The sequence below is a fragment of the Lederbergia citrea genome (assembly GCF_018343525.1).
Taxonomy (GTDB): Bacteria; Bacillota; Bacilli; order Bacillales; family Bacillaceae_C; genus Lederbergia; species Lederbergia citrea.
On the sequence record NZ_JAGYPH010000006.1, the window covers coordinates 77152 to 91209 of the forward strand.

General features: G+C 42.6%; 10 protein-coding genes and 1 other annotated feature (1 of these 11 only partly in view). All 10 genes read right to left on the reverse strand.

Translation table 11 applies throughout. The features are described 5' to 3' along the window. Positions 1–22: 22 nt before the first annotated feature. The gene (gene tuf / locus KHA88_RS20230; protein WP_213100008.1) at positions 23–1210 is read right to left on the reverse strand and encodes an elongation factor Tu; all 1188 of its coding nucleotides are present in this window, start codon (positions 1208–1210) and stop codon (positions 23–25) included. Between the two features lie 130 nt (positions 1211–1340). Continuing rightward, a complete protein-coding gene (gene fusA, locus KHA88_RS20235) occupies positions 1341–3419 on the reverse strand; it encodes an elongation factor G (protein ID WP_213122741.1) in 2079 nt (692 codons plus the stop codon). A gap of 57 nt (positions 3420–3476) precedes the next feature. Beyond that, complete coding sequence (gene rpsG / locus KHA88_RS20240) at positions 3477–3947, reverse strand: 30S ribosomal protein S7 (protein ID WP_213100006.1); 471 nt, start codon at positions 3945–3947, stop codon at positions 3477–3479. 42 nt (positions 3948–3989) lie between these two features. Further along, entirely contained in the window at positions 3990–4409 is a 420-nt protein-coding gene (gene rpsL / locus KHA88_RS20245; protein ID WP_213100005.1) for a 30S ribosomal protein S12, read from the reverse strand. A 103-nt stretch (positions 4410–4512) separates the two neighbouring features. Further along, entirely contained in the window at positions 4513–4761 is a 249-nt protein-coding gene (locus KHA88_RS20250) for a 50S ribosomal protein L7ae-like protein (RefSeq protein WP_213108787.1), read from the reverse strand. A gap of 149 nt (positions 4762–4910) precedes the next feature. Next, positions 4911–8501: a DNA-directed RNA polymerase subunit beta' gene (gene rpoC / locus KHA88_RS20255; protein ID WP_213100003.1), complete on the reverse strand. Its 3591-nt coding sequence runs from the start codon at positions 8499–8501 to the stop codon at positions 4911–4913. A 57-nt stretch (positions 8502–8558) separates the two neighbouring features. Further along, complete coding sequence (gene rpoB / locus KHA88_RS20260; protein WP_213100002.1) at positions 8559–12110, reverse strand: DNA-directed RNA polymerase subunit beta; 3552 nt, start codon at positions 12108–12110, stop codon at positions 8559–8561. 247 nt (positions 12111–12357) lie between these two features. Beyond that, positions 12358–12960: a class I SAM-dependent methyltransferase gene (locus KHA88_RS20265; RefSeq protein WP_213122742.1), complete on the reverse strand. Its 603-nt coding sequence runs from the start codon at positions 12958–12960 to the stop codon at positions 12358–12360. 84 nt (positions 12961–13044) lie between these two features. Beyond that, positions 13045–13410 (reverse strand): 50S ribosomal protein L7/L12, encoded by a 366-nt coding sequence (rplL, locus tag KHA88_RS20270; protein WP_213100000.1) that lies wholly within the window; start codon positions 13408–13410, stop codon positions 13045–13047. Between the two features lie 51 nt (positions 13411–13461). Then, entirely contained in the window at positions 13462–13962 is a 501-nt protein-coding gene (gene rplJ, locus KHA88_RS20275; protein WP_213099999.1) for a 50S ribosomal protein L10, read from the reverse strand. 35 nt (positions 13963–13997) lie between these two features. Beyond that, positions 13998–14058, reverse strand: a sequence feature (ribosomal protein L10 leader region); it runs 83 nt beyond the window's last position.

Below are 14058 nucleotides of genomic sequence, written 5' to 3' on the forward strand. Positions count from 1 at the left end.
TGCTTTTTTATAAAAACAGTTATTAAGCTTGGATTGTTGCTACAACGCCAGCGCCTACTGTACGTCCACCTTCACGGATTGAGAATTTAGTACCTTCTTCAATCGCGATTGGAGAGATCAATTCAACAGTCATTTCAACGTTGTCGCCAGGCATAACCATTTCTACTCCTTCAGGAAGGTTACAAATTCCTGTTACGTCAGTAGTACGGAAGTAGAATTGTGGGCGGTAGTTAGTGAAGAATGGAGTGTGACGTCCACCTTCTTCTTTTGAAAGTACATAAACTTCCGCTTTAAACTTAGTGTGTGGTGTGATAGTACCAGGCTTAGCCAATACTTGACCACGTTGGATATCGTCACGAGCTACACCACGAAGTAGTGCACCGATGTTGTCTCCAGCTTCAGCATAGTCAAGAAGTTTACGGAACATTTCTACTCCAGTAACAACAACTTTCTTGTTTTCTTCTTGAAGACCGATGATTTCAACTTCTTCACCGACTTTAACTTGTCCACGCTCAACACGTCCTGTAGCAACTGTACCACGACCTGTGATTGAGAATACGTCCTCAACAGGCATCATGAATGGTTTGTCAGTGTCGCGTGTTGGAGTTGGGATGTACTCATCAACAGCGTTCATCAATTCGATAACTTTTTCTTCCCACTCAGGCTCTCCTTCAAGAGCTTTAAGAGCAGAACCTTTAATAACAGGAATGTCATCGCCAGGGAAGTCATACTCAGAAAGAAGATCACGGATCTCCATTTCTACTAGCTCAAGTAGTTCCTCGTCGTCAACCATGTCACATTTGTTCATGAATACTACGAAGTATGGAACACCTACTTGACGAGAAAGCAAGATGTGCTCACGCGTTTGTGGCATTGGGCCATCAGCAGCAGATACAACAAGAATTGCTCCGTCCATTTGAGCTGCACCAGTGATCATGTTTTTAACATAGTCAGCGTGACCTGGGCAGTCTACGTGTGCATAGTGGCGCTTTTCAGTTTCATATTCTACGTGAGAAGTGGAGATTGTAATTCCACGCTCGCGCTCTTCAGGAGCGTTGTCAATCATATCATAACCTTTAGCGTCTCCGCCGCCTTGCTTAGCCATTACAGTTGTAATAGCAGCAGTAAGTGTTGTTTTACCATGGTCAACGTGACCTAGTGTACCAATATTCGCATGTTCCTTGGAACGATCAAATTTTTCCTTACCCATTTGGAAATCCTCCTTTAAATTAAGAAAATATTAAGTATAAGAGGGCGCCTTAAAATTAGATAATACTAATTTCAAAGCGTCTCTTTGCATATCTAATAGTAGTTATACTTGATAAGCGGGATAAAATCAATTATTCTCCGCTATTTTTTTTGATAATTTGTTCAGCGATTGACTTAGGAACTTCTTCGTAATGATCAAAGTGCATGGAAGATGTTCCACGACCTTGTGTGTTAGAACGAAGTGAAGTTGCGTATCCGAACATTTCAGCAAGCGGAACAAATGCTTTTACAACTTGTGCATTTCCACGAGCTTCCATACCTTCTACGCGTCCGCGACGAGATGTAATATCACCCATAATACCACCGAGGTACTCCTCAGGGATAACTACTTCAACCTTCATAATCGGCTCAAGTAATGCGGGATCACATTTTTTCGCTGCGTTTTTAAGTGCCATTGATGCGGCAATTTTAAACGCCATTTCGTTGGAGTCTACATCATGGTATGAACCATCATATAATTTTGCTTTTACATCAATAAGTGGATATCCAGCAATAACACCGTTGTCCAAAGAAGCTTCTAGTCCAGCTTGTACCGCAGGAATGTATTCACGTGGTACAACACCACCAACTATGGCATTGATAAATTCAAAGCCTTTTCCTTCTTCATTTGGAGAGAATTCGATCCAAACGTGTCCAAATTGTCCACGTCCACCAGATTGGCGTACAAATTTCCCTTCAACTTGAGCAGTACTGCGGAATGTCTCACGGTAAGAAACTTGTGGCGCACCAACGTTAGCCTCTACCTTAAATTCACGCTTCATGCGGTCGACGAGAATATCAAGATGAAGCTCACCCATACCTGAGATGATAACTTGGCCTGTTTCAGGATTTGTTTCCGCACGGAATGTCGGATCCTCTTCTTGAAGTTTTCCAAGTGCTGTACCCATCTTATCTTGGTCAGCTTTTGATTTTGGTTCAATCGCAACCGAGATAACTGGTTCAGGGAATACCATGGACTCAAGAATTACTACATCCTTTTCATCACATAGAGTATCACCAGTGCCTGTATCTTTCAAACCAACCGCTGCTGCAATATCACCACTATATACAGTGCTGATTTCTTCACGGTGATTAGCATGCATTTGCAGAATACGCCCTACTCGCTCACGTTTACCCTTTGTAGAGTTAAATACGTAAGAACCCGAGTTTAATGTTCCAGAATACACACGGAAGAAAGTTAGACGACCGACATAAGGGTCAGTCATTACTTTGAAAGCAAGAGATGAGAATGGTTCGCTATCATCAGCGTGACGTGCTACCTCTTCATCTGTATCAGGAACAGTACCATTGATAGCTTCGATGTCTGTTGGAGCTGGCAAGTAATCAATTACTGCATCAAGCACCTTTTGAACACCTTTGTTTTTGAACGCAGTTCCGCAAAGCACTGGGTAGAATTCTACTTTTAGGGTTGCTTGACGGATTGCAGTTTTCAATTCCTCGTTCGAGATTTCTTCTCCTTCGAGGTATTTCATCATTAATTCTTCGTCGAAGTCAGCTACAGCTTCAATTAAGTTTCCACGAAGCTCTTCAGCTTGTTCTTGAAGATCTTCAGGAATTTCTCCTTCAACTGCATCAAGAGCCGCATCTCCCTCGTAGAACCACGCTTTCATTTCTACAAGGTCAACCATACCTCTGAAGTTGTCTTCTGCTCCAATCGGAAGTTGGATTGGATGCGCATTTGCTTGAAGGCGCTCATGAAGTGTTTTAACTGAATAAAGGAAGTCCGCACCGATTTTATCCATTTTATTGACGAATACAATCCGTGGAACACCATAAGTTGTAGCCTGGCGCCAAACTGTTTCAGTTTGTGGCTCAACACCTGATTGGGCGTCAAGTACAGTTACAGCTCCATCGAGAACACGGAGAGAACGTTCAACTTCAACTGTAAAGTCAACGTGTCCCGGAGTGTCGATGATGTTAACGCGGTGGTTTTTCCACTGTGCAGTTGTTGCTGCAGAAGTGATTGTGATACCGCGTTCCTGCTCCTGTTCCATCCAGTCCATTTGCGACGCACCTTCATGGGTTTCACCAATTTTGTGAATGCGCCCTGTATAGAAAAGAATACGCTCGGTTGTAGTAGTTTTACCGGCATCGATATGAGCCATTATTCCGATATTACGTGTCTTTTCTAAGGAGAACTCTCTAGCCATTTCGTATTTCTCCTTCCTGGGATGAGTATATATTGATTAATAAGTAGAAAGATAATCTTACCAGCGGTAGTGAGCAAATGCTTTGTTTGCTTCTGCCATTTTATGAGTATCTTCACGCTTCTTAACAGAAGCTCCGCTATTATTAGCAGCATCCATGATTTCATAAGCAAGACGCTCTTCCATCGTTTTTTCTCCGCGAAGACGAGCGTAGTTTACTAACCAACGCAACCCAAGAGTTGAGCGGCGTTCTGGACGAACCTCAATCGGCACTTGATAGTTTGCACCACCAACACGGCGAGCTTTAACTTCAAGTACTGGCATAATGTTTTTTAGAGCTTGATCAAATACTTCCATTGGTTCTTTACCTGTACGATCTTGAATAATATCAAATGCAGAATAAAGAATTGATTGTGCTTTACCTCTTTTACCGTCTACCATTAGCTTGTTGATTAAACGTGTTACAAGCTTTGAATTATGAATTGGATCTGGTAGAACGTCTCTTTTTGCTACAGGTCCTTTACGTGGCATCGGATTTCCTCCTTTCAAACGAAACTAGTATGTTTCAATCAATTATTTTTTAGCTTTAGGACGCTTAGTACCGTATTTTGAACGGCTTTGCGCGCGGTTTTCAACACCAGCTGTATCAAGCGCACCACGAACGATGTGGTAACGAACACCCGGTAAGTCTTTCACACGGCCCCCGCGAATGAGTACAACACTGTGCTCTTGCAGGTTATGACCGATACCAGGGATATAAGCTGTTACCTCGATTCCGTTAGTCAAACGAACACGGGCATATTTACGAAGCGCTGAGTTCGGTTTTTTCGGTGTCATCGTACCAACACGAGTACAAACACCGCGTTTTTGTGGTGAAGATACGTTCGTGTTAACTTTTTTAAAGCTGTTATAGCCTTTGTTAAGTGCCGGCGAGTCAGAAGTAGTTACTTTTGATTTACGACGTTTGCGCACTAATTGGTTAATAGTAGGCATTATATTTCCTCCTTTCATTCTTTTTCTTAAGCCCACACATCCAGGTGGATCTTTTTAAGGTAAAAAACAAGTTTTTGCAGATGAAACAACTGCAAAAACACCTTTATTGGATAATGGCAACAGTTGTTGCTCCGACATCAATTCCGCATGCTTTCCCAAGCTTTTTCATGGAATCCACCATCGTGATCGGGGTGTCCATTTCTTTCGCTGTGTGAATAATACTTTCGGTAATTCGCGGATCAGCATCTGCAGCCACGAATACTTCCAGCACATGCCCTGATTTAAGAGCTCTGACTGTCTGCTTTGTTCCTACAATTAAATTTGAAGCCTGCGACACTTTTTCATAAGACAATTTGACTATCCTCCAAAGTAACAGGTTAATGATAGGAGCACCTTGAATATAGTAACATCTGCTTTTTTCAATGTCAACATAAAATACGAAAAATTTTATAAGAATAATATTATAAATGTCAGCCGGCGAAGTTCGCCGGCGACATTTGATTATTCCACAGTTTGCACTTCTTCATCCGCCATAACAGTAATCGTTTTACGGTAGCGTTGCATACCCGTTCCTGCTGGAACAAGCTTACCGATTATGACGTTTTCTTTTAGTCCAAGCAATTCATCTCGTTTACCTTTTATAGCAGCGTCTGTTAGAACGCGGGTAGTTTCTTGGAAGGATGCTGCTGATAAGAATGAATCTGTTTCTAATGATGCTTTTGTAATACCGAGTAAAACAGGGCGTCCAGTCGCAGGTTGCCCGCCTTCAAGAAGCGCTTTTTCGTTAGCATCAGTAAATTGATGGACGTCAAGCAGCGTTCCTGGTAATACATCCGTATCACCCGCATCAGCAACTCGTACTTTTCTGAGCATTTGGCGAACCATTACTTCTACGTGTTTGTCGCCAATCTCAACACCTTGCATACGATATACTTTTTGAACTTCGAGCAGCAGATATTCTTGTACTGCCGCAACATCACGAACACGTAGTAATTCTTTCGGATCAATAGACCCTTCAGTTAATTCCTGTCCGCGAGTTACTTGATCGTTGACTGCTACTTTTAATCTCGCTGTATATGGAGCATTATATGTTCGTGCCTCGATATCTCCTTGAACAACGATTTCATGCTGTCGGTCACGACCTTCTGAAATCGAAGTAACAACCCCGCTGATTTCTGTAATAACAGCCTGACCTTTTGGATTTCGGGCCTCAAACAATTCCTGAATACGTGGAAGACCTTGAGTAATATCATCCCCGGCTACCCCACCTGTATGGAATGTTCTCATTGTCAGCTGTGTTCCTGGTTCTCCGATAGACTGAGCTGCAATGATCCCTACTGCTTCACCCACATCTACTACGGTGCCAGTGGCCAAGTTACGGCCATAACATTTTTTACATACACCATGGCGTGTATTACATGTAAAGGCTGAACGAATCCAGACTTCCTTGATACCCGCATGATCTATTTCTTTCGCCAAATCTTCATCTATTAACTCGTTTTCTGAGACAAGAATTTCTCCTGTTTCAGGATGAGCGATTTTTTTCCGTGCATAACGTCCGATTAAACGCTCTTCAAGTGGTTCGATTACTTCAGTTCCGTCTTTCAAGGAAGCGACTAGAAGTCCTTTATCTGTTCCACAGTCGTCTTCACGAATGATGACATCTTGCGCAACATCTACTAGTCTTCTCGTTAGGTATCCGGAGTCAGCTGTTTTCAGGGCTGTATCTGCAAGACCTTTACGAGCACCGTGCGTAGAGATAAAGTATTCGAGAACCGTTAACCCTTCGCGGAAACTGGATTTGATAGGCAACTCAATAATCCGTCCAGCCGGGTTGGCCATCAAACCACGCATTCCTGCAAGTTGTGTAAAGTTCGAAGCGTTACCCCTTGCTCCAGAATCACTCATCATGTAGATCGGGTTCAAGCTTTCGAGTGTCTTCATCAACTTTTCTTGAATGACATCTTTTGCAGCACTCCAGATGGAAATGACGCGGTCATAACGTTCTTCTTCCGTAATTAATCCACGTTTGAATTGCTTCAAGACATTATCTACTTTTTCTTGGGCCTCATTCAAAATAGTTTCTTTTTCCGCCAAAACAACGATATCAGATACACCGACCGTAATTCCTGCTTTGGTTGAATATTTAAATCCAAGGTTTTTCATTCGGTCAAGCATTTTTGACGTTTCCGTAATATGGAATCGTTTAAAGATCTCCGAGATGATATTCCCAAGTATTTTCTTTTTGAATGGCGCGACAAGCGGTTGCTGTTTGATAAAGTCAGCGACATTTGTCGATGGCTCAATAAAGTATTTATCAGGTGTATTTACTTCTAGATTTTCAATTGTAGGTTCATTAATATACGGGAATGAAGGCGGAAGTATTTCATTAAAAATCAGCTTCCCAACTGTTGTAACAAGCAGTCTTTTCCTTTGTTCATCCGTAAACTTTTCATTTTTAAGTGATCCGGCATGGATAGCTACCCGTGTATGAAGATGCACATAACCACTTTGGTATGCAAGGAGCGCTTCGTTTGTGTCTTTGAAGATCATTCCTTCTCCATCTGTGCCTTCTCGTTCGAGTGTTAAGTAGTAGTTACCCAGCACCATATCTTGGGACGGTGTAACAACTGGCTTACCATCTCTTGGGTTAAGAATGTTTTGTGCTGCAAGCATGAGTAAGCGTGCTTCAGCTTGAGCTTCGGCAGAAAGTGGAACGTGTACAGCCATTTGGTCTCCGTCAAAGTCGGCGTTATAAGCCGTACATACAAGCGGATGAAGACGAATCGCTCGTCCTTCCACAAGCGTCGGTTCGAAAGCTTGAATACCTAGCCTATGAAGTGTTGGTGCCCTGTTTAATAAAACTGGGTGCTCACGAATGACATCTTCTAGTACATCCCAAACTTCTGGCTGAACTCGTTCTATTTTTCTTTTTGCACTTTTGATATTATGTGCGAGTCCTTTTTCGACAAGCTCTTTCATAACAAAAGGTTTAAAAAGTTCAAGAGCCATTTCTTTTGGAAGTCCGCATTGATACATTTTTAAGTTTGGACCAACGACGATAACAGAACGGCCTGAATAGTCAACACGTTTACCAAGTAAGTTTTGGCGGAAACGTCCTTGTTTTCCTTTCAGCATATGTGAAAGTGATTTAAGCGGACGATTTCCCGGCCCTGTTACCGGGCGGCCTCTTCTGCCGTTATCGATTAATGCATCGACTGCTTCTTGAAGCATACGCTTTTCGTTTTGCACGATAATGCTTGGTGCTCCAAGATCGAGTAGTCTTTTCAAGCGGTTATTCCGGTTAATTACCCGGCGGTACAAGTCATTTAAGTCTGAAGTAGCAAAACGTCCGCCTTCTAACTGAACCATTGGACGCAATTCAGGTGGAATGACCGGAAGAACATCCAAGACCATCCAATCAGGATGATTCCCTGAATGTCTAAACGCCTCAAGTACTTCAAGCCTCTTGATCGCACGAGTACGACGCTGGCCTTGAGCTGTTTTTAGCTCTTCCTTAAGCTGATCTGTTTCTTTTTCTAATTCGATATCTTGAAGCAATTTTTTAATTGCTTCAGCACCCATTCCCGCTTGAAATTTCGTGCCATATTTCTCGCGGTATGCACGATACTCTTTTTCAGAAAGTAGTTGTTTCTTATCTAATGTCGTATCACCAATGTCTGTAACAACATAAGACGCAAAATAAATAATTTCCTCTAAAGCGCGGGGGGACATATCAAGAATAAGTCCCATCCGGCTTGGAATACCTTTGAAATACCAAATATGTGAAACCGGCGCAGCTAGTTCAATATGACCCATGCGTTCACGACGAACTTTTGCTCGTGTAACTTCTACGCCACAGCGGTCACATACAACGCCTTTGTAACGGACGCGTTTGTATTTTCCGCAATGACATTCCCAATCCTTCGTAGGACCGAAAATCCGCTCACAGAACAAACCGTCTTTTTCCGGTTTCAACGTACGATAGTTGATTGTTTCCGGCTTCTTAACTTCACCGAAGGACCAAGAACGGATTTTATCCGGCGAAGCGAGGCCAATTTTCATATACTCAAAATTATTTACATCCAGCAAGGGGCCTACCTCCCTTTTCGTATACAGGTTCTACCCTTATTGCTCAAACTGATTAATTTATTCGTGTGGGACAGTCTCTTCGACTTTTGTATCCGGTGCGATATTAAGCGTATCTGCTTGATGAGCTTCATCCTCATCATCTAGATCGCGCATTTCAATTTCCTGTTCGTCGCCAGAGAGGATTTTCACATCCATACCAAGGCTTTGGAGTTCTTTAATCAATACTTTAAATGATTCAGGTACTCCTGGTTCAGGAACATTTTCACCTTTAACGATTGCTTCGTATGTTTTCACACGACCAACAACATCATCTGATTTAACTGTCAAGATTTCTTGAAGTGTATAAGCTGCACCATATGCCTCAAGCGCCCATACTTCCATCTCTCCAAAACGCTGTCCGCCAAATTGAGCTTTACCGCCAAGTGGCTGCTGTGTTACTAGAGAATAAGGTCCGGTAGAACGCGCGTGCAACTTATCGTCAACCATATGTGCAAGCTTGATCATATACATAATTCCAACGGATACTCTGTTATCAAAAGCTTCTCCAGTACGACCATCGTATAGAACTGTTTTCGCATCACGAGCCATACCCGCTTCTTCGATTGTTTCCCATACGTCTTCTTCTGTCGCACCATCAAAAACTGGTGATGCCATATGGAGACCAAGATGTCTGGCTGCCATACCTAAATGCATTTCAAGCACCTGTCCGATGTTCATCCGTGATGGAACACCTAGTGGGTTCAACATGACGTCGATTGGAGTACCGTCTGGCATATACGGCATATCCTCTTCCGGGAGAATACGAGAAATAACACCCTTATTTCCGTGGCGACCTGCCATTTTGTCCCCTTCGGAAATTTTACGCTTTTGCACGATATAAACACGTACTAGCTGGTTAACACCTGGTGGTAATTCGTCGCCATCTTCACGGTTGAATACTTTTACATCCAAGACGATTCCCCCGCCTCCGTGTGGCACACGTAAGGAAGTATCGCGAACTTCACGGGCTTTTTCTCCAAAAATAGCATGAAGTAAACGTTCTTCAGCTGTCAGTTCTGTTACACCTTTTGGTGTTACTTTTCCGACAAGCAGATCACCATCTTTAACTTCAGCTCCGATTCGGATGATTCCACGCTCATCAAGATTACGCAGTGCATCTTCACCAACGTTTGGAATATCACGAGTCATTTCTTCTGGACCAAGCTTCGTGTCACGGGCCTCTGATTCGTACTCTTCAATATGAATCGATGTATACACATCATCTTTGACAAGGCGTTCACTCATGATGATTGCATCCTCATAGTTGTAACCTTCCCAAGTCATAAATCCGATAAGAACATTTCGTCCAAGTGCAAGTTCACCTTTATCCATTGATGGTCCATCGCCAAGGATTTCTCCTTTTGTAATCCGTTCGCCGACACTTACAATCGGACGCTGGTTATAACACGTTCCTTGGTTAGAACGGATAAACTTCTGCATGCGATATTTGTCAAGATCACCTTTTACTTCTTGTCCATCAACTTCTTTAACTCGACGGATCCATACTTCGCGGGATTCTACATGTTCTACAATGCCATCATGCTTACAAATAACTGCAGCACCGGAATCCTTTGCAGATACATACTCCATTCCTGTACCAACGAGCGGCGCCTCTGGCTGCATAAGCGGCACAGCTTGACGTTGCATGTTCGCCCCCATCAAAGCACGGTTGGAGTCATCGTTTTCTAAGAATGGAATACAAGCTGTGGCTGCTGAAACAACTTGTTTTGGTGATACATCCATATAATCAATTCGCTCTCTTCTCACAACGGTGTTTTCACCGCGGAAACGAGCAATTACTTCTTCATTTATAAAAGCTCCTTCATCGGAAAGCGGAGCATTTGCTTGCGCTACTACATAGTTGTCTTCCTCATCGGCAGTCAAATAATCTATTTGCGCCGTAACTAAGCCAGTTTCTGGATCAACACGGCGATATGGCGTTTCGATAAAACCAAAACGATTGACCTTTGCAAATGATGACAAGGAGTTAATCAATCCAATATTCGGACCCTCCGGCGTCTCAATCGGACACATCCGGCCATAGTGAGAGTAATGAACGTCACGCACTTCAAATCCTGCGCGTTCACGAGTTAACCCTCCTGGTCCCAATGCTGATAACCGTCGTTTATGAGTCAATTCAGCCAACGGATTGGTCTGATCCATAAATTGTGACAGCTGTGAACTTCCGAAGAACTCTTTGATTGATGCTATAACAGGACGGATATTGATCAACTGCTGTGGAGTGATTGTGTTTATGTCTTGAATAGACATACGCTCTCGTACAACCCGCTCCATGCGTGACAAACCAATTCTAAACTGGTTTTGCAGCAATTCTCCTACTGAACGAAGTCGGCGATTACCAAGATGATCAATGTCATCCGTATCTCCAACATCGTATAGCAAGTCAAAGAAATAGCTGATGGAAGAAATAATATCAGCTGGAGTTATATTCTTCGTGGTATCTTCTACATATGCATTCCCGATAACGTTGATAACTCTTTCTTCTTCGTCATGGGGAGCATAGATTTTAATGGATTGAACAACAATATCGCCGTCCAATACGCCACTATGCTGGTTATAGCTTTTAAATCCCGTACCGTTTTCTAGGTATGGAATGATTTTATCTAAAGTGCGGCGGTCGAGCAAAGTGCCTTTTTCCGCAACGATTTCCCCTGTTTCAGGATCTGCGAGTGTTTCAGCCAAACGCTGCCCAAAGAGGCGGTTCTTTATATGAAGTTTTTTATTAAGCTTATAGCGACCTACGCTTGCAAGATCATATCGCTTCGGATCAAAGAACCTAGAAACGAGTAAACTCTTTGCATTTTCAACAGTAGGTGGTTCACCGGGACGAAGCCGCTCATAGATTTCGAGTAAGGCTTTTTCGATGCTCTCCGTATTGTCTTTTTCAAGCGTGTTCCGGAGATATTCATTATCACCAATCAAATCGATGATTTCTTGATCAGAACCAAATCCTAGTGCACGTAAAAGAACCGTTACTGGTAATTTTCTCGTGCGATCGATGCGGACGTAGACGACGTCTTTTGCATCTGTTTCATATTCCAGCCAGGCTCCACGGTTTGGAATGACTGTGGCAGTAAAGCCTTTCTTACCGTTCTTATCGAGCTTCCCACTATAATAGACGCTCGGTGAACGAACGAGCTGCGAAACGATTACTCGCTCAGCACCGTTTATAATAAAGGTTCCCATTTCTGTCATCAATGGAAAATCACCCATGAATACATCCTGGTCTTTTACCTCACCAGTTTCCTTATTCACAAGGCGTAGCTTGACGCGAAGAGGAGCGGAATAAGTAGCATCTCGCTCTTTTGATTCTTCAACAGAATATTTGGGTTCGCCGAGTGTATAATCGATAAATTCCAATGAAAGATTTCCGGCAAAATCCTCAATTGGGGAGATGTCCTGGAACATTTCCTTTAAGCCCTCATCAAGAAACCATTGGTAAGAAGAAGATTGGATTTCGATAAGGTTCGGCAGCTCCAATACTTCACTAATACGCGCAAAGCTCCTGCGTTGGCGGTGCCGTCCGTACTGAACTAGTTGACCTGTCAACTGATTCACCCCTCAAATCATGCGTTTTAATGATTGCATTTTCCCTGGTTTAGCCAGCAAAAATGTTGTATCATAAGACAAAAAGAAAAAGGGTTTTGCTTCGAAAACCACATTTTCACATGACGTACTATTATTGTATAATCTTTTCCAACTTTACCAACTTCCATACCTTATGGAAGAATATTGGATATCAGTTAGAAAACACTATATATGCATTTTACAATGCTATCACAAGGAAACTTACAAGTCAATATTTTGAAGCCTTCAAAATATAGTAGCCTTTCTTTTTTGCGATGATCTCTACTCTATCGAAAACTTCAGCCATTTTTGCCTTAGCAGAAGGAGCACCTTGCTTTTTTTGAATAACTACCCACAAGTCTCCTCCAGGAATGATATGTTGGAAACTTTTTTCCAATATATCATGAACGATATCTTTGCCCGCCCGGATCGGGGGGTTTGTTAAAACAGCTGCAAAGTTCGTTTCCTTTATCTCTTCGAAGCGATCACTTTCATATATATCCACGTTATCTATCATATTAAGTCCCGCGTTTTCCCTCGCGAGTGCGATTGCCCTTTGGTTAACATCCACCATATGTAGATGACGTTCAGGAAAGTCTTTCGCAAGACTAAGACCAATCGGGCCATATCCACATCCTACATCTAATATAGGACCCGCTTTATCGGGGAGCTCAAACGTATCTATTAATAATCGCGATCCAAAGTCCACTTCTTTTTTTGAAAAAACACCTTGGTCCGTTTTGAAGCGAAACTGGTGATTACGTAATTCTGCATTCCAATACATAGGATCGCTTGCGGTCTCAGGACTGCGCGAATAATAATGGTCTGCCATTAGAGGTATCCTCCCATATATAGCTATAGCGCCTAGCGAAAAAAAGCCCGCTATATAGCAGCGAGCTTTTTATTCATAAGATAATTACTTAACTTCGATGACAGCTCCAACTTCTTCAAGTTTAGCTTTAAGTTCTTCAGCTTCTTCTTTAGACGCGCCTTCTTTGACTGCTTTAGGAGCATTGTCAACAAGCTCTTTAGCTTCTTTCAAGCCAAGGCCAGTGATTTCACGTACAACTTTGATAACTTTAATTTTTGATGCGCCAGCGCTAGCTAGTACTACATCAAATTCAGTTTGTTCTGCAGCAGCTTCGCCACCAGCAGCGCCACCTGCAACAGCTACAGGAGCAGCAGCAGTTACGCCAAATTCTTCTTCGATTGCTTTAACAAGATCGTTTAGTTCAAGAACTGTCATTTCTTTGACAGCTTCGATGATTTGTTCTTTAGTCATGATTTATTTCCTCCGTTAATAGTATTTGTTTTTTATAATGAATATCCGATGTTAAGCGCCTTGCTCTTCTTTTTGGTCTGCCACTGCTTTAGTTGCAAGTGCCAAGTTACGAATAGGAGCTTGTAGAACGCTAAGCAACATAGAAAGCAATCCTTCGCGTGATGGAAGTTCTGCAAGTGCTTTTACTTCTTCAACAGAAGCAATATTACCTTCGATTACACCCGCTTTAATCTCAAGTGCTTCGTTCTTTTTCGCAAAGTCATTCAAAATTTTAGCTGGAGCCACAACATCTTCCGTACTGAAAGCAATCGCATTCGGGCCAGTTAACGCTTCGTTTAGACCTGAAAGTTCAGCTGCATCTGCTGCACGACGTGACATCGAGTTTTTATAAACTTTGAAATCAATGCCCGCTTCACGAAGTTGTTTACGAAGTTCTGTAACTTCTGCAACACTTAGTCCGCGGTAATCAACTACGACTGTGGAAACGCTCGTTTTTAGTTTTTCTGCGATCTCTTCCACAATTTGTTTCTTTTGCTCAATCACTTTGCTCATCCTTACACCTCCTAAGATTCCAGATGGACATTTATACCAGCATGCAAAAAACCTCCATACTTTCTAGACATGGAGGTTTCATGCGCTCAATCTTAG

What these genes read in the sequence shown, in the direction of transcription:
- tuf (WP_213100008.1), bottom strand. Translation starts at nt 1,210, where the DNA reads ATGGGTAAGGAAAAATTTGATCGTTCCAAGGAACATGCGAATATTGGT.
- fusA (WP_213122741.1), bottom strand. Translation starts at nt 3,419, where the DNA reads ATGGCTAGAGAGTTCTCCTTAGAAAAGACACGTAATATCGGAATAATG.
- rpsG (WP_213100006.1), bottom strand. Translation starts at nt 3,947, where the DNA reads ATGCCACGTAAAGGACCTGTAGCAAAAAGAGACGTTCTACCAGATCCA.
- rpsL (WP_213100005.1), bottom strand. Translation starts at nt 4,409, where the DNA reads ATGCCTACTATTAACCAATTAGTGCGCAAACGTCGTAAATCAAAAGTA.
- KHA88_RS20265 (WP_213122742.1), bottom strand. Translation starts at nt 12,960, where the DNA reads ATGGCAGACCATTATTATTCGCGCAGTCCTGAGACCGCAAGCGATCCT.
- rplL (WP_213100000.1), bottom strand. Translation starts at nt 13,410, where the DNA reads ATGACTAAAGAACAAATCATCGAAGCTGTCAAAGAAATGACAGTTCTT.
- rplJ (WP_213099999.1), bottom strand. Translation starts at nt 13,962, where the DNA reads ATGAGCAAAGTGATTGAGCAAAAGAAACAAATTGTGGAAGAGATCGCA.